The sequence below is a fragment of the Hankyongella ginsenosidimutans genome (assembly GCF_005144965.1).
GTDB classification, from domain to species: Bacteria; Pseudomonadota; Alphaproteobacteria; order Sphingomonadales; family Sphingomonadaceae; genus Hankyongella; species Hankyongella ginsenosidimutans.
This window is the reverse complement of the sequence record NZ_CP039704.1, coordinates 2,512,319-2,527,044: the sequence shown is the minus strand read 5'-3', so window position 1 is coordinate 2,527,044 and position 14,726 is coordinate 2,512,319. Positions and strand designations below refer to the sequence as shown.

Below are 14,726 nucleotides of genomic sequence, written 5' to 3'. Positions count from 1 at the left end.
CATTCCATAATGGCGACTCTGCGCCCCGTCGGCTCCCGGGGCTCAGAAGCGGTAGCCGACACCCACGCCCACGATCAGTGGGTCGAGGTCGACATTGACGCTGTTGCGGGTTGCACCCTGGTGCAGGGTTACACGTGTGTCGAGGCTGACGTACTTCAGATCGACGTTCACAAACCAGTGTTTGTCGATCGCGTAGTCGATGCCGCCCTGAACCGCCCAGCCCAGCGAGGAATCGGCGCTGACATCGACCGGGCCGATGGCGTCGACCAGCGTCTGGGTCGCATCCACGCCATAGAAGACACTGTAGTTCACGCCGGCCCCGAGATAAGGGCGGAACTTGCCATCTGGATTGAAATGATACTGCACCGTCAGCGTCGGCGGCAGCACGCGGGCGTCAATGATTTTGCCGATCCCGCTCGCGCCGCGTCCGGTAACATCATGGTTCGACGTCGCCAGAATGAGTTCGGCACCGATATGCTTGGTGAAAAGTAGGTGAAATCCACTTCGCCAGTATAAGCATTGTCAACGCCCACCGATGCAGTTGGTAGTGCGGGATTGATGCCGCCGGCGCTTTCCGTCGGCAATACGCCAATAGCACGCAGGCGAATCTGGAAGTCACCAGCTTCTGCATGTGCTGCGCCCGCCAAGGCTAAAGTTGCCAGTGCCGTGAATGCAGCAAAATACTGTTTCATTTTTGTCCCCTTCGACAACGAATTGTAGGGGCTGCATAACGCGCCAAGCCGGGGAGATTTTGATCTAAAGCAAATGCAAAAATATTTATAGTTGATTATAGGTTACATTTAATAAGTATTTTCATCCTTTTGACCTGGATCAAAACCACCGCGCGTAAAACAGTCCAGATTGAGGTATGCGAGACTCCTGGCTGCCTTTCCTGACCAGAACGCTGCCGCGGTATACAAGTTATCCTACGGCTGCCGATTTTCATGACGGTGTCGGCAATGCCGACCGCGAGCAGGCGCTGCATCTCGTCAGCCTCTACGAACCCCTGTCGCTGTACATTCATGTGCCGTTCTGTGCGCAACTGTGCTGGTATTGCGGTTGCAGCATGACGGTCGGCAACAATGCCGAACGCGTTCAAAGGTATGTCGAGGCATTACGGGCGGAAATCGCCCACATCGGCCGGGAGCTTGCGGGGCATGGCCGGGTGGTCACGGTGCATTTCGGCGGCGGGACGCCGAATTTCCTGGCCATCGCGCAACTGGATTCGATCCTGGAGGCCATTGAGCAACACATTGGCCTTACGGACGGCGTGAGCATCGCCATCGAGCTGGATCCGCGGCTTGCCGACGTGGCGCAGGCCCGTGCGCTTGCAGCGCTCGGTGTGACGCGCGTCAGTCTCGGCGTGCAGGATACGGACGCCACGGTTCAGCGGCAAATCAACCGCATCCAGCCGCTCAATCATATCGCCAGAGTGACCGGCCCTGCGCACTGCGGGGATCGTCGATATCGGCTTCGATCTCATTTACGGGCTCCCGGAGCAGACTCTCGGCACGGTCTCCCGGACTGTCGAGAATGTCATCGCGCTGGACCCGGATCGGCTGGCGGTCTTCGGTTACGCCCACGTCCCGCATATGCGGCCGCATCAGCGCATGATCGACACAGCGAAGCTCGCAGATGGCGGCATGCGCCTGGCGCTAGCAGAGCAGATGTCGGACCTATTGTTGGGCCGGCTATATCGAGATTGGCTTTGACCATTTCGCCCGCCCTCAATCGCGCATTGCCGTTGCCGCCCAGAAAGGTAAATTAAACAGGAATTTTCAAGGATTTACTGAAGACCCGCTTCGAGCCTGATCGGGATCGGGGCGTCCGCGATCAGCCAGTTCGAGGATGCTTATACACAGAACGAGAAACATATCGGCCGCTACAGGGAGGGTGTGCTGACCAGGGGCAAGCGTTTCTCGCGGCGTCCTGCTGTCACGCGAAGATCGTCTGCGCCGCAGTATTATTCACGATCTGCTGTGCCGGTTTTCCTGCGATATCAGCGCCCGCTGCGAGGAATATGGCGTGCCGATTGATCGGCTGGCCCGCTCCTTCGCCGCGCTCGCGCCCCTGTTCGATGCGGAAATCATTCAGGACCGCAGCCGCCATGTGGCCATTCGCCCCGAAGCGCGCAAATTGTCGCGCCTTGTCGCCCACGCATTCGACGCGCGCAGTACGACGGGCGTCGGACAATTCAGCGCAGCCGTGTAAACGCAAAGGCGTATTGCCTGCACGCGAGCGAACGCTTATCCTCAAATGCGCGACTGGGCGTGGAGCTGTCTTTGTCAATCTTACGCGATTCCCCGCTGTGCGGACATGGCAAGTTGCACGACCCGGTCTGTGACGCCTGCCTGGTGCGCGATGAGTCGATTTGTGCCGACCTGAACAGCGACGAGCTGGAGTCGCTGAAAACCGCCTCACGCATGTCGTGCTGGCGCGTGAGCAGTCGCTCATCGTTGAAGGCGAGCCGAACGACAGCCTCTACATCATCACCGAGGGCTGCCTGCGCCTGACCAAGCTGCTGGCGGACGGCCGCCGACAAATCACCGGCTTTCTGTTTCCCGGCGATTTCGTCGGCCTGATGCCCACCAAGCACCTGCCCTTTTCCGCCGAAGCCTTGAGCGCCAGCCGCGCTTGCCGGTTTTCCCACAGCGGGCTGGCGCAACTCAGCGAGGAGCATCCGGGCATCAAGGATCGCCTGATTCAGAGCGCCGATACCGAGCTGGTGAAGGCGCAGGACCATATGATGCTGCTTGGGCAGAAGACGGCGATGGAGCGGGTCGCGAGCTTTTTCACCATGCTCAGCCGCAGGACGCCGTTAGGGGCAGTCATTTCGCCGTACCGATGTCGCGTCAGGACATCGCGGATTATCTGGCCATTCGCCTGGAGACGCTCAGCAGGACGGTGAAACAGTTGAAAGACGACGGCCTGGTGGATGAACTCAGCCGCACTGAGTTCAGCATCGTGGATCGCAGCCGCCTGAAGTCAATCGGGATGAATTAGAGCGATTTCCAGTCAGATGGCATCATCTGACGATTAAGAAATCGCTCTAGCAGGTTGCTGAAAAGTGATTTCCCGCACTGCATACTCACAGTCGTCACCCCAGCGGAGGCCGGGGTCCATGGCTAACGCCTTATATTCGTTGCATATATATGCTCCCATGGATTCCGGCCTTCGCCGGAATGACGAGATGAGTCTGTATTTTTCCACTTTTCAGCAGCCTGCTAGGCCGCGCGCCAGGCCACCAGCACCAGATCGACGCAGTGCGCGACGTGGCGATCAATGTCCGCCGGAGCAACTTGCTGGATCCCGAGTAGGACGCTCATGTGCGGCCGGGTTTTCACCAGGGACAGCAGGTCCCACGCAGCCATTTCGATGTCCGCGATCCGCAGCTCGCCCCGGTCCACATAATGGGTCAGGAAGGCGATTACCTTCGCCTTGGTGTACAGAATGGCGTTCTGGAAAAACAGCTTGGCAAGGCCCGGGTTTCTCTCGGCCTCAACGCAGAGAACGCGGTGAATTGCGATGCATTCCGGCGCGATAATGAGGTTCAGGAACGCGCGTGCGACATTGACCAGGCCATCGCGCAGCGGCAGGGCGCGCGCCTGATCCAAAGTTTCAGGATCCATCAATTCATCGCACTTGGTCTTCAGCGCAGCGCCAAACAGCTCCTCCTTCGAACCGAAGTGGCGATAGAGGGTGAGCTTCGAGACCCCGGCGAGTGCAGCGATCTGGTCCATCGTCGCACCGGCGAACCCGTCCGTGATGAAGGCGCAGCCCGCGGCATCGATGATCGCCGCCCGCTTTCCAGGATCGACGGGGCCCGCGCTTGGCGGGAGGGCGCGCCGCTACTTCGACGTCGGCCATATTTATAAAACTTCCTAGTTTACAAATGCGTCGCGTGGAGTTATTGAACTCACCAGTTTCATTTTATCCGTCTTCACGGCAAGCGGCAAGCTGTTCGAGGGGTAGGCGATGCTAAAGGTCGCCATTCGTATGCTCACCGGCGATCGGGCGAAATATTTCGGCCTGATCTTCGGTATCGCCTTTGCGACGTTGATGATGTCGCAGCAGGTTTCGATTTTCATCAACATCATGAAGCGCACCGCCAATCAGGTGCTCGACGTGCGCGAGACCGACATCTGGGTGATGGACCCGCGGGTCAGTTACGTGGACGAGGTCGAACCCCTGCGCGATACCGAACTCTATCGTGTGCGCGGCGTTCCGGGCGTGCGCTGGGCGGCACCGCTCTACAAAGGCCTGGTGATTCTGCGCACGCCGACCGGGCTGCTGAACCAGATCAACCTGGTTGGCGTCGACGACAGTTCGCTGGTCGGCGCACCGAAAACATGGTTGAAAGGCTCGGTCGAGAGCCTGCGGCAGCCGGATGCCATCGTCTTCGATGTTCAGGGTGCCAACTTCATCTGGCCCGGGCAGGATGTGCCGGTCGGCCGCAGCGCCGAGATCAACGATCACCGCGTCGTCATAACCGGTGTTGCCGATGTGTCCCCGCCGTTCATCACCTTCCCAATCGCCTACATGAAGTATTCGGACGTGGTGCGCATCACCCCACCGCAGCGCAAGAAGATGTCGTTCGTGCTGGTCAAGGCGGCCCCGGCATTGCGCCGGAGGCGCTGGCGCAACGCATCGCACAGGAGACCGGCCTGCAGGCGCTGACCGCCCGCCAGTTCATGTGGCGCAGTATAAACTATTATCTGCAACGCACGGGAATCCCAGTGAATTTCTCGATTACAGTCATGCTGGGATTTATCGTCGGCGCTGCGATCACGGCGCAGACCTTCTATCTGTTCGTGGTCGAGAATATCCGCCAGTTCGGCGCGCTCAAGGCGATCGGCACCACCAACACGCAGATCCTGCGCATGGTGCTGGTGCAGGCCGGAATTGTCGGCGCCATCGGCTATGGCCTGGGATTGGTGGCTGCGCGGCCTTTTCGCCGCCACCAGCCATCTGCCGGCGCTGGAGGCGTTCGGCCTGCCCTGGCAGGTCATGGTCGGCACCGGTGTTGTCGTCGCCGTGATTCTTGCGCTTTCCTGCATCGCCAGCGTGCGCCGGGTGTTCGTGGTCGACCCTGCCATCGTGTTTAGAGGCTAGGCTATGTTCGCAGCGGAAACCGATAAAATTATTATGGAATTTCCAGCCGGCGAGCGGATGGTGCGCGTGCTGCACGGCATCGATCTGGCGCTGGAGCTGGGCGAACTGACCATGCTGGTCGGCCCTTCCGGCTGCGGCAAGACCACGCTGCTTTCGATCCTGTCCGGCATCCTGCGGCCGACATCCGGCGATATCCGGGTTCTGGGCGAGCCTGACCCGGATGCGCGACGCGGACCTGGTTCGCTTTCGTCGTCACGCCATCGGATTCATCTTCCAGCAGTATAACCTGCTGCCCAGTCTCACGGTCGCCGAAAACGCCGCCATTCCCTGGTTGCCGGCGGCGCATCACTCGAGGAGGCAGCGCGCAGGGCTGCGCCATTGCTCGAACAACTGGGCATGAAGGACCATCTGCACAAGCTTCCACGCCAGCTCTCCGGCGGGCAGCAGCAGCGGGTGGCGATCGCCCGGGCGCTGGTGCACGCACCGGCACTGGTCGTCTGCGATGAACCGACAGCAGCGCTCGATGCGGCGACCGGGCACACGGTGATGGAGTTGCTGCGTGCGGCCTCAAGCGACGCCAAGCGTGCGGTTCTCGTCGTCACCCATGACAACCGTATCTTCGACCTGGCGGACCGTCTGATCTCGATGGAGGACGGCCGCATCCTGTCCGACGACCGCGCACAATCAGGAGTGAGAACCCATGAAACCGTTGCTTAAGCGCCTGCGCGGCTGGGTCTTGCCGGCGATCGCGCTGGCCATGTTCGCCTTCGCCGCAGTTTCCGTCATCGAGCCGGCACCTAAGGCCGCCGTGCCGCCGCTGCCGCCCGCGCATGCCTCCCGCGACGGCATGGTCGGGGCGGTTGGGATTGTCGAGCCGAGCAGCGAGCTGATCGCCGTCGCGCCGGAATTGCCGGGCGTCGTGCGCGACGTGCTGGTGCAGGCCGGGGCCCATGTCACCAAGGGAGCGCCGCTGTTCCGGCAGGATGCACGGGCGCAGCGCGCCGCGCGCGAGACAGCGGCAGCCGACGTCAAAGCGGCGGAGGCACAGGTGACGGCAGCGCGTGCAGGGCTCGCCGCCGCCGAGATCACCGCCGCCGACCAGGCCACGCGGCTGAAGCTTTACGCGGCCGTTCAGGATCAGCGCGCCGTCTCGACGGACGAAACCGATCGCCAGCGGTTCGCCAGCCAGCGCGCGGCGGTCGCGGTCAAGCAGGCGCGGGCGCAGGTTCAGGTCGCTGAAGCCGATCTGGCCGCTGCGAAAGCCAGGTTGAGCCAAATCGAGACCGACCTCGATCGCCTGACGGTCACGGCACCGATCGCCGGGCGGGTCTGGCGTGTCAACGTGCGGCCGGGCGAGTTCGCCGCTGCTGGACCGCAGGCAGAACCCTTGCTGACCATCGGGTCCGACGAACGGCTGCACGTCCGCGTCGAGATTGCAGAGGAAGACATCGGCCGCGTACACACCGGGGCGAGGGCCGAAGGCAGCTTCCGCGGTGCGACAACAAACAAGCGTATCCCCTTGGGCTTTGTACGTTTCGAGCCGGAAGCACAGAACAAGCGCACCCTGGCGGGCGGTGGCGAACGGGTCGACACCCGGGTGATCGAGGCGTTGTTCTGGTTCGACCCGAAAGCCTATCCCGCCTTTGCCGGCCAGCGCATGGACGTGTTCATCGACAGTGCGCCGCTCCAGACTTCGGAGAATAAATAGCCATGCGCGCGTTCACCCTCGCCCTCCTCTCGACCGCCTTGGCGGCCTGCGCCGTCGAGGCGCCACCGTCGCCCGCCGTTCACGCCCCCGCCGGCTGGACCCAGCGCGCGCCCGATGCGCCGGCATCGACTGCCGACGGCGCATGGTGGCACGACTTTGCGGACCCTGCCTTTCAAAGGGTAGTGGAGCGCGCAGGCAACGTCAGCAGCGTCCGGATCGCCGAGGCGCGCCTCGATTCGGCGGAAGCGGCGCTGGCGCGCGCGCGCGCTGACCTGCTGCCGCTGTTCACCTACGGCGGCAGCGCTGGCTACGGCCAGCAGGGCGACCGCGCCACCCGCAACTACAATGGCCGTGCCGCGCTCAATCTGCTCTGGGATGTCGACCTCTCCGGTGCCGGTCGTGCGCGACGTCTGGCGGCGCTTTCGGACGCCAAGGCGGCAGGTGCTGACCTGGAGGCGCCAGGCTCTCCGCACGCGCCGCCGCGGCTCGGCTCTATATCGCCTGGGCGGAAGCCGAGCATCAGGCTGTGATTGCACAGGGCACCGTCGATTCGCTGTCGGCCGCCCTCGATTTGGCGAAAAGCCGCGAAAAGCCGGACTGGCCAGCGGCCTCGACCCCGCGCAGGCCGACGCCGCACTGGCGCGCGCCAAGGCGCTGGTCCCATCCTACAAGGGCGTGGCGCGCAGCTCCGCGCTGGCGCTGGAGGCGCTGCTCGGACTCAATCCCGGCGGACTGTCCGACCTCTTATCGAGCCAGATACCGATTCCGTTGGGAGCCGCAGCACCGACGCTCAGCGCGCCGCTGACCGTTGTCGCCAGCCGTCCGGACTTGAAAGCCGCTGAACTGCGCCTGGCAGCGACGGGGTACACAGTGACGGCGGCCCAGCGCGACCGCTGGCCCAAGCTGTCGCTGTCGGGGATTGTCGGTGCCCAGACCTACGCGCCCGAGAGCCTGTTCGCCGGGCCGGGCCTGGTGCGTTCGGCTGCGGCGGAATTCACAGCGCCGTTGTTCAATTTCGGCCGAACCCGCGCAGCGATAAATGCCGCTAAGGCGCAGCAGGCGATCGCGGCGGAGACCTATGCTCAGGCGGTGGTCGACGCGCTATCGGAAGTCGAGCGCGCGCTGAACGAGCTGGGCGCCGCGCAGGGCGAATCCGAAACGCTGGCCAAGGCGGTCGCTGCGGCGGCGCAGGAAACAGCACTGGCGCGTTCGCGCTACACTGCCGGCTTGTCGCCACTCCTGAACGTCCTGACTGCAGAACAGGGCCTACTCGATGCGCAAAGCCGGCTGGCCTCGGCCCAGGCACGCACTGGCAACGCGCTGATCGCCCTCAACACGGCGATGGGGCGCGGCGTGTGACGACCTCTATTCCGGGGCCTTGCTCTGGCTGTTGTAGTTGAATTGCGGCACCAGCACATGCGCCGTTCCCATCACCACTACCATGATGGCGACCGCCAGAAACAGCGATTGCAGGATGATCTTCACAGACGGTCGCTCCCCATGTTTTGAGAGTCGGTTTGGTGTGGGGTGGCAGGCGCTGGCACTTTACGGCTCTGCATTTGCCAACAGGTTGGCGATACCGCTGAAATTGTAAAGATTCCAGCACAACACCAGCCCGACCAGGATCAGCAGCCAGGCACGACGCTTGTCCTGCCCGCGCATCAGCATGTTGCCGCCCAGCGCGAACGCGGCGAAGGCGAACAGTATGCCCAGCCCAAGCGCCCATTCCAAGGTTTCACTCATGGCAGCGTTTTAGCCTGTGAAAACCGACCGCTCAATCCCCGGAAAATCGTCAGCGCCCTGCTGGTGTTTTACGCGGAATTAACCGCGACACCGCCAGAAAGAAGACGACCACAGGGATCCTTTAGGTCCCGATTAATCCGTTGCCGCCGAGTTGGAGACATACGATGCATCAAGATCAAGCTATTGGAAAAGCGCGTGAAACCATGGGCCAGATCGCCAACGAGCTAACCAGCCTGCTGACAGAGCTGTCCAAGGTTGAGAAGATTTCCAAGCAGATCGATGCCATCGCCAGCCAGACCAACCTGCTGGCGCTCAACGCCACCATCGAGGCCGCGCGCGGGCGACGCCGGCCGCGGCTTCGCGGTCGTCGCCGGCGAAGTGAAGGCGTTGGCAGGCCAGACCTCGTCCGCGACTGGCGAAATCGCCGCGACTCTGAAGGCGCTGATGGAGATGACCAACAAGCTCGACCAGCTTGGCCGCGCCGGGGTGGACGCCGTCGAACAGATCGCCCGCACGCAAACGCCCATGGCAGCCTGACGGGCTGCTGAAAACTCATATCTGTCGTCATTCCGGCGCTCGCCGGAATGACGCTGCTTTGTAGTCGGCCGGGCGTTTTTCAGATTCAATTCTGCGGGATGCCGCAAGCCTTATGCATGCAGGCGGTAAAACAGGTGCGGCAGGCCGGCGTGATCGACGTGCTTTTCGAACTGGAAGCCGCATTTGTCCGCAACATGACGGGACGCCTTGTTGGCCGGTTGCACCAGACAGACGACGTTTGGCAGGTGCAGGGACCGGAAGGCGACGTCGACGACCTTGCGCGCCGCCTCTGTGCCATAGCCATGCCCCCAATAGGCCGGCTTCAAGGCATAGGCGACGTCCGTCTCCGGTTCGCCATCGATCAGCCGCGAAATCAATCCGCAATAGCCGATGACCGCACCATCCTTCACCCGGTGCAGCACATAAAGCCCGAAACCATGCTGCTCCCAATGGGCAATGTGGCGTTCAAGCGCCCGCTGCTGGTCGGCCTCGGGCAGCGGGACACCGGTCGGCGAGATGGAGGCCGCAACCGACGGATCGTCGTTCAACTCCCACATATCCGGAAAATCGAGCGACGACATGCGGATGCCATACAGCCGTGCCGTGCTCATGACACGCGGGGCACCGTTTTCGATCTTTAGTGCTGCTTCCCTCATATCGGTGAGGCTAACGCGAATTCTCGCCCTTGGCGACAGGGAAAATTGCAAAATAGACCTTTGCGCCTGCGTTTATCGGGACGCCAGCGCCGCCTCGACGGCTTGCCCATCCTGCTTGTAGACAATGAGCGCCGTCATCCCGGCGTGCGCTGGCGACACCTGCAGAAGCGCAAGCAGCAGCAAGACGACGATCCGCATAGAACCTCCTGATTTTCAAGGCATCAGGGGCCAAGCGGATCGAACTGTCAACCGCAGCTCGCCGCGCTTAGCGCTACCCGGTTTCACGACCCGGATCGAGAGTTCGCGCAACTGCTTCAGCGTCACTTCGGACGGCGCACCCATCATCAGGTCTTCCGCCTTCTGGTTCATCGGGAACACGATGACCTCGCGGATGTTCGGTTCGTCCGCCAGCAGCATGACGATGCGGTCGACGCCCGGTGCCGAGCCGCCGTGCGGCGGTGCGCCCATCTTGAAGGCGTTGATCATGCCACCGAACTTGGCGTCGACGACCTCCGGGCCGTAGCCGGCGATCTCGAACGCCTTGTACATGATCTCGGGCCGGTGGTTGCGGATCGCGCCGGACGACAGCTCCACGCCGTTGCAGACGATGTCGTACTGATAGGCGAGGATGTCGAGCGGATCCCGGGTTTCCAGCGCCTCCATCTCGCCCTGCGGCATCGAGAACGGGTTGTGCGAGAACACCACCTTCTTTCCAGCTCGTCATACTCGAACATCGGAAAGTCGACGATCCAGCAGAAGCGGAAGGCGCCCTGCTCGATCAGGTCCAGGTCCTGACCGACCTTGGTGCGCGCCTGGCCGGCGAGCTTGGCGGCCTTTTCTTCCTTGTCGCAGGCGAAGAACACACCGTCGTCCGGCCCGAGCCCGAGCGCTGCCACCAGTTCGGCGACCTTCGCCTCGCCCAGATTCTGGCGATCGGCCCGCCGGGCTCACCACCCTTGAAGTTGATGTAGCCGAGCCCGGCCCAGCCCTCGGCGCGCGCCCAGTCGTTCATGCCGTCGAAGAAGCTGCGCGGCCGTGCCCCTGCCCCCGGCGCTGGGACAGCGCGCACCACGGCGCCCCTTCGATCATGCGCGCGAAAATCCCGAAGCCCGAGCCACGGAAGATATCGGTGACGTCCGTGATGACCAGCGGGTTACGCAGGTCCGGCTTGTCGGAACCGTACTTCAGCATCGACTCGCGATAGGCGATGCGCGGGAACGGATAGGGCGTGACGGTGCGCCCCTGGCCGAATTCCTCGAACACGCCGTGCAGCACCGGCTCGATGGCGGCGAACACGTCTTCCTGCGTCACGAAGCTCATTTCGAAATCGAGCTGGTAGAATTCGCCGGGCGAGCGGTCGGCGCGGGCGTCCTCGTCGCGAAAGCACGGCGCAATCTGGAAGTAGCGGTCGAAGCCCGCGACCATCAGCAACTGCTTGAACATCTGCGGCGCCTGCGGCAGCGCGTAAAACTTGCCCGGATGCATGCGGCTGGGCACCAGGAAGTCGCGCGCGCCTTCCGGGCTGGATGCGGTCAGGATCGGCGTCTGGAACTCCATGAAGCCCTGGTCGATCATCCGGCGACGCAGGCTGGCGATCACGTTCGAGCGCAGCACGATGTTCTTGTGCAGCCGCTCCCGGCGCAGATCGAGGAAGCGGTATTTCAGCCGGATGTCCTCAGGGTACTCGGTGTCGCCGAACACCGGCATCGGCAGGTCGCCAGCGGCAGACAGCAGCACGATTTCTTTGCCGCCACTTCGATCGCGCCGGTCGGCAGCGCCGCATTCACGGCTGCCTCTGCGCGCGCCAGCACGACGCCGTCGACCCGGATGACCGATTCGGCGCGCAGGTGCTCGGCAGCGGCGAACGCGGCAGAGTCGGAATCCACCACGATCTGGGTGATGCCGTAATGATCGCGCAGGTCGATGAACAGCAGGTTGCCATGGTCGCGCTTGCGATGCACCCAGCCGGACAGGCGGACTGGCTGGCCGACATCGGCGGCGCGCAAGGCGGAGCAAGTATGGCTGCGATAGGCGTGCATGGGAAATCCTGAACTCGGGTTGGCGCTCGTGTCCCGAGCCTGAAATCCGTTACACCCGATATCAGGCTCGCCAGGATTTCAGATTCGGCATGGACACGAGCAAATCATTGTTTCTCGTGACGTTTTCGGAATCGAAGTTCGCGCATGAGTCCGATACCACGGTGTGGCGACCCTCGATTCCACGACACGAGAGCAACACAGCCTCGCTCGGCATTTGTCAAGGCGCAGGAGCCTGCTATGCCATGTGCATGACCCTGAACCCATCACTACGACCGCCGCGCTTTCAGCGCTCTGCCAAAGGTTCGCGCAAGCCGATTTCGTCGCCATCGACACCGAGTTCATGCGCGAGCACACTTACTATTCCGATCTCTGCCTGGTGCAGCTTGCGACGCTGGACGAGGCGGCGATCGTCGATCCGAAGGCGGAAGGTCTGTCGCTCGATCCGCTGCTGCACCTGCTGAACAACGAGCCGGTGCTGAAGCTGGTGCATGCGGCGGGGCAGGATTTCGAGATTTTCTACAACCTGTCTGGCCGCCTGCCGGCACCCGCCTTCGACACCCAGGTCGCTGCCATGGCCATGGGGATGGGGAGCAGATTTCCTATCAGAATCTGGTCGAGAAGATGCTCGGCATTTCCATCGAAAAGGGTGCGCGCTTCACGGACTGGGGGCCGGCCGCTTGAGCCACGCCAACTGAGCTACGCGGTGGGGATGTCACCCACCTGGCCGCCCTATTCCCCAAGATGCTGGAGCAGCTCCGGCGCAAAAATCGTGGCGAGTGGCTGGACGAGGAAATGGCCCGCCTCACCGACCCCGAGACCTATAGCATCGACCCGGAGACGGTTTGGCAGCGCATCCGGCTGCCGTCGCGCAAGCTCGAGGTGCTGGGGCGGCTGAAGGCCATCGCGGCCTGGCGCGAGCGGGAAGCGCAGCGGCGCAACCTGCCGCGCGGCGCCTGCTCAAGGACGAGACGCTCGCCGACCTGGCGCTGACCCCGCCGCGCAACCAGGCATCGCTGGGAAAAGTGCGCGGCGTGCCGGCGTCCTGGGCCGAGAACGAGATGGGTGCGGCCGTCATGCGCGTGCTGGACGCCGCCGAGCCGCTGCCACGCGAAGAAATGCCGGATCGCGGCGATGCGCGGCCGCTCGAGCCGCGCGGCGCTGGTGGCGGACCTGCTCAAGCTGCTGCTGAAAATCCGCTGCGACGAGGCCGATGTCGCGCCCAAGCTGGTCTGCCGCTCGGACGAGCTGGAGCGGCTGGCGGCTGGCGAGCGCAACGGCCTGCCGATCCTCGAAGGGTGGCGTTTCACGATGTTCGGGCGCGATGCGCTGGATCTGGTGGAGGGCCGCCTCGCCTTCTCGGTGCGCGATGGTCAGACGCAGCTCACGCGGCTGGAGCCCGAGCCCGCCCAACCGTAACGCCCGGCTGAAGCTCCAGCGCATCGGCCAATGCCTCCAGCCGCCGCTCGACCACTTCGCCGAACAGATCGACGTAGTCGGTCGGCAGCTCGAGTATCAAACGGCGGCCATCGCGATGCAGCGCCGTGCGCGCCAGCATCTGAACCGCGCCGCCGCACAGGCGTTGGCCCAGCCGCAGCGCCAGCCCCAGGTCCGCGCGATTTGCAGGTCGTCCGGCGTGCACAGCTTGGCCGCCATGTCGAGCAGAGCCACGGGCGGCGCGCCGCCGTAGCAGACGAACAGCGCGATCCCCAGCATCATGCGTTCGCGGGCGTCGATCCCCACCCAATTGCCGTACAGCGAGGCGTCGAGCGCCCGCTCGGCACGGAAATCCGGGTGGCCACGCCAGGCGACATCCGACAGCAGACAGGCGGCATGGCGCAAGCGACGGTCCAGCGGGTCTTCGCCCTCGACGAAGACCGGGTCGAGCCAGTCCATCAGACGATCGCCGTTGCTGTGGAACCGGCTTTCCTCGCCAGCTTCCTGACGACAGGCGGCAAGAAGCGGATCCTCCGCCCGTTCCTCGGGGCTGAGCCGGCTGAACAGCAGCCCCTCACGCACCCCGTGGGCGCTGATGATGACATCGCGCGCGCCAGTGAGCAGCAGCAAGGCATCCAGCGCCACCGCCGCACCCGGCATCGCGGCCACCCGCCGCTCGCTGACGTTCGGGATCAGCTTGACCCGCCGCTTGTCGAGCCTTGAGGCAATCGCCCCCAGGGCGAGCGGGCGGTCAGGCGGCAGGCGGTACTGATGCAGGATCGGCAGCGGATGGCTGGTCTCGTGCATGTCGAGGTGCGCAAGCGCGCGCCAGGTGCCGCCGACGGCATAGATGGACTTGTCCCGGGCGTCCTGTAACCAGCTGTAGGGCTTCAACGCCCTGGCAAGGCTTGCGCGGATGGCCTCCTCGGTCGCAGCGCCGGTCACGAACGAGCCCATGGGGATCGACAGCCGCTCGAACACGCTGCCGTTGCAGACCCGCGCCAGCTCCAGCGAGCCGCCGCCCAGATCCCCGCCACGCCATCCGCCGATGGAATGCCGGAGAGCACGCCCAGCGCTGAGTATTCCGCTTCCTGTTCGCCGCTGATGATCTCCAGCCTCAGACCGGTGCGCTCGCGGACCCGCTCGATGAACCTGGGGCCGTCAGCCGCCTGCCGCACCGCGGCGGTGGCAACGGCGGATACGTCCGTGCAGCCCATTTCCCGCGCCAGCAGGGCGAAGCGCTTGAGCGTCTTCAGCGCCATCTCGCTGGCATCCGGATCAAGGCGGCCGCTGATCGCGACGCCAAGGCCAAGCGCGCACATGGTCTTTTCGTTGAACAGGACGGCCGGCATGCGCCCGTGGCCGCGATAGACCACCATCCGCACCGAGTTGGAGCCGACATCGATGATCGCAACCGGCGCACCCGCGGTCGCCGCATCGCGTGCTGCGGCGGGCCCTATGCCGAAAAACCGGCTCATGCCGCGCCGTTGAGGGTGG

18 protein-coding genes and 5 pseudogenes are annotated in these 14,726 nt (G+C 63.7%); 11 read left to right on the top strand and 12 right to left on the bottom strand.

The features are described 5' to 3' along the window. Positions 1 to 42: 42 nt before the first annotated feature. Entirely contained in the window at positions 43 to 456 is a 414-nt protein-coding gene (locus E6W36_RS19585; RefSeq protein ID WP_246048359.1) for an OmpW/AlkL family protein, read from the bottom strand. Then, positions 369 to 692: a hypothetical protein gene (locus E6W36_RS19580; protein ID WP_246047778.1), complete on the bottom strand. Its 324-nt coding sequence runs from the start codon at positions 690 to 692 to the stop codon at positions 369 to 371. The genes E6W36_RS19585 and E6W36_RS19580 overlap by 88 nt, the downstream gene beginning before the upstream one ends. Positions 693 to 868: 176 nt before the next feature. On the opposite strand from E6W36_RS19580, the pseudogene E6W36_RS23720 reads away from it, so the two are divergent. Beyond that, a pseudogene (locus tag E6W36_RS23720) lies at positions 869 to 1,366 on the top strand (radical SAM protein); the annotation flags it as partial. A gap of 49 nt (positions 1,367 to 1,415) precedes the next feature. Here the strand turns inward: E6W36_RS23720 and E6W36_RS19570 are convergent. After that, on the bottom strand, positions 1,416 to 1,604 hold the full coding sequence (locus E6W36_RS19570) for a hypothetical protein (protein ID WP_246047775.1): 189 nt from the start codon (positions 1,602 to 1,604) through the stop codon (positions 1,416 to 1,418). A gap of 331 nt (positions 1,605 to 1,935) precedes the next feature. Then, positions 1,936 to 2,157, bottom strand: a complete 222-nt coding sequence (locus tag E6W36_RS14865; protein WP_222873090.1) for a hypothetical protein — start codon at positions 2,155 to 2,157, stop codon at positions 1,936 to 1,938. A 271-nt stretch (positions 2,158 to 2,428) separates the two neighbouring features. On the opposite strand from E6W36_RS14865, the gene E6W36_RS14860 reads away from it, so the two are divergent. Both E6W36_RS14860 and E6W36_RS23715 read left to right on the top strand, forming a co-directional pair. Continuing rightward, on the top strand, positions 2,429 to 2,908 hold the full coding sequence (locus E6W36_RS14860; protein WP_222873089.1) for a Crp/Fnr family transcriptional regulator: 480 nt from the start codon (positions 2,429 to 2,431) through the stop codon (positions 2,906 to 2,908). Continuing rightward, the gene (locus E6W36_RS23715; RefSeq protein WP_222873088.1) at positions 2,845 to 3,003 is read left to right on the top strand and encodes a helix-turn-helix domain-containing protein; all 159 of its coding nucleotides are present in this window, start codon (positions 2,845 to 2,847) and stop codon (positions 3,001 to 3,003) included. Before E6W36_RS14860 ends, E6W36_RS23715 begins: the two co-directional genes overlap by 64 nt. A 221-nt stretch (positions 3,004 to 3,224) precedes the next feature. Here E6W36_RS23715 and E6W36_RS14850 read toward each other — a convergent pair whose 3' ends face one another. Next, positions 3,225 to 3,791: a TetR/AcrR family transcriptional regulator gene (locus E6W36_RS14850; protein WP_281277555.1), complete on the bottom strand. Its 567-nt coding sequence runs from the start codon at positions 3,789 to 3,791 to the stop codon at positions 3,225 to 3,227. Positions 3,792 to 3,975: 184 nt separating this feature from the next. On the opposite strand from E6W36_RS14850, the gene E6W36_RS14845 reads away from it, so the two are divergent. From E6W36_RS14845 to E6W36_RS14820, 6 genes and pseudogenes are all read left to right on the top strand, one after another. Further along, the gene (locus tag E6W36_RS14845) at positions 3,976 to 4,677 is read left to right on the top strand and encodes an ABC transporter permease (protein ID WP_222873086.1); all 702 of its coding nucleotides are present in this window, start codon (positions 3,976 to 3,978) and stop codon (positions 4,675 to 4,677) included. Positions 4,678 to 4,757: 80 nt separating this feature from the next. Continuing rightward, positions 4,758 to 5,105, top strand: a complete 348-nt coding sequence (locus E6W36_RS14840) for an FtsX-like permease family protein (protein ID WP_222873085.1) — start codon at positions 4,758 to 4,760, stop codon at positions 5,103 to 5,105. 10 nt (positions 5,106 to 5,115) lie between these two features. Then, positions 5,116 to 5,829 (top strand): annotated as a pseudogene (locus E6W36_RS14835) (ABC transporter ATP-binding protein). Beyond that, positions 5,813 to 6,820, top strand: coding sequence for an HlyD family secretion protein (locus tag E6W36_RS14830; protein WP_222873084.1), 1,008 nt, complete (start codon positions 5,813 to 5,815; stop codon positions 6,818 to 6,820). Before E6W36_RS14835 ends, E6W36_RS14830 begins: the two are co-directional and overlap by 17 nt. 2 nt (positions 6,821 to 6,822) lie before the next feature. Beyond that, positions 6,823 to 7,350 (top strand): TolC family protein, encoded by a 528-nt coding sequence (locus E6W36_RS14825; protein WP_222873083.1) that lies wholly within the window; start codon positions 6,823 to 6,825, stop codon positions 7,348 to 7,350. Positions 7,351 to 7,495: 145 nt separating this feature from the next. Continuing rightward, positions 7,496 to 8,179, top strand: a complete 684-nt coding sequence (locus E6W36_RS14820; RefSeq protein WP_222873082.1) for a TolC family protein — start codon at positions 7,496 to 7,498, stop codon at positions 8,177 to 8,179. A gap of 186 nt (positions 8,180 to 8,365) precedes the next feature. Here E6W36_RS14820 and E6W36_RS14815 read toward each other — a convergent pair whose 3' ends face one another. After that, positions 8,366 to 8,563, bottom strand: a complete 198-nt coding sequence (locus E6W36_RS14815) for a hypothetical protein (protein ID WP_222873081.1) — start codon at positions 8,561 to 8,563, stop codon at positions 8,366 to 8,368. Positions 8,564 to 8,787: 224 nt separating this feature from the next. Between E6W36_RS14815 and E6W36_RS19565 the strand changes: the two are divergent. Next, positions 8,788 to 8,996, top strand: a pseudogene (locus E6W36_RS19565) (methyl-accepting chemotaxis protein); the annotation flags it as partial. A 214-nt stretch (positions 8,997 to 9,210) separates the two neighbouring features. On the opposite strand, the gene E6W36_RS14805 reads toward E6W36_RS19565, so the two are convergent. The 3 genes and pseudogenes from E6W36_RS14805 to aspS form a co-directional block, all read right to left on the bottom strand. Continuing rightward, complete coding sequence (locus E6W36_RS14805; protein WP_222873080.1) at positions 9,211 to 9,711, bottom strand: GNAT family N-acetyltransferase; 501 nt, start codon at positions 9,709 to 9,711, stop codon at positions 9,211 to 9,213. Between the two features lie 117 nt (positions 9,712 to 9,828). Then, on the bottom strand, positions 9,829 to 9,954 hold the full coding sequence (locus E6W36_RS21015) for a hypothetical protein (RefSeq protein WP_281277359.1): 126 nt from the start codon (positions 9,952 to 9,954) through the stop codon (positions 9,829 to 9,831). Positions 9,955 to 9,969: 15 nt separating this feature from the next. Beyond that, positions 9,970 to 11,795, bottom strand: a pseudogene (aspS, locus tag E6W36_RS14800) (aspartate--tRNA ligase). Between the two features lie 244 nt (positions 11,796 to 12,039). Between aspS and rnd the strand changes: the two are divergent. Continuing rightward, positions 12,040 to 13,211 (top strand): annotated as a pseudogene (rnd, locus tag E6W36_RS23710) (ribonuclease D). Here the strand turns inward: rnd and E6W36_RS21010 are convergent. The 3 genes from E6W36_RS21010 to E6W36_RS21005 are packed head-to-tail and all read right to left on the bottom strand — an operon-like array spanning position 13,177 to position 14,707. Beyond that, the gene (locus tag E6W36_RS21010; RefSeq protein WP_281277358.1) at positions 13,177 to 13,311 is read right to left on the bottom strand and encodes a hypothetical protein; all 135 of its coding nucleotides are present in this window, start codon (positions 13,309 to 13,311) and stop codon (positions 13,177 to 13,179) included. The pseudogene rnd and the gene E6W36_RS21010 overlap by 35 nt on opposite strands. Then, a complete protein-coding gene (locus E6W36_RS14790) occupies positions 13,308 to 14,210 on the bottom strand; it encodes a Ppx/GppA phosphatase family protein (protein ID WP_222873079.1) in 903 nt (300 codons plus the stop codon). The genes E6W36_RS21010 and E6W36_RS14790 overlap by 4 nt, the downstream gene beginning before the upstream one ends. Further along, positions 14,171 to 14,707, bottom strand: a complete 537-nt coding sequence (locus E6W36_RS21005) for a Ppx/GppA phosphatase family protein (protein WP_222873078.1) — start codon at positions 14,705 to 14,707, stop codon at positions 14,171 to 14,173. The genes E6W36_RS14790 and E6W36_RS21005 overlap by 40 nt, the downstream gene beginning before the upstream one ends. Positions 14,708 to 14,726: the final 19 nt, after the last annotated feature.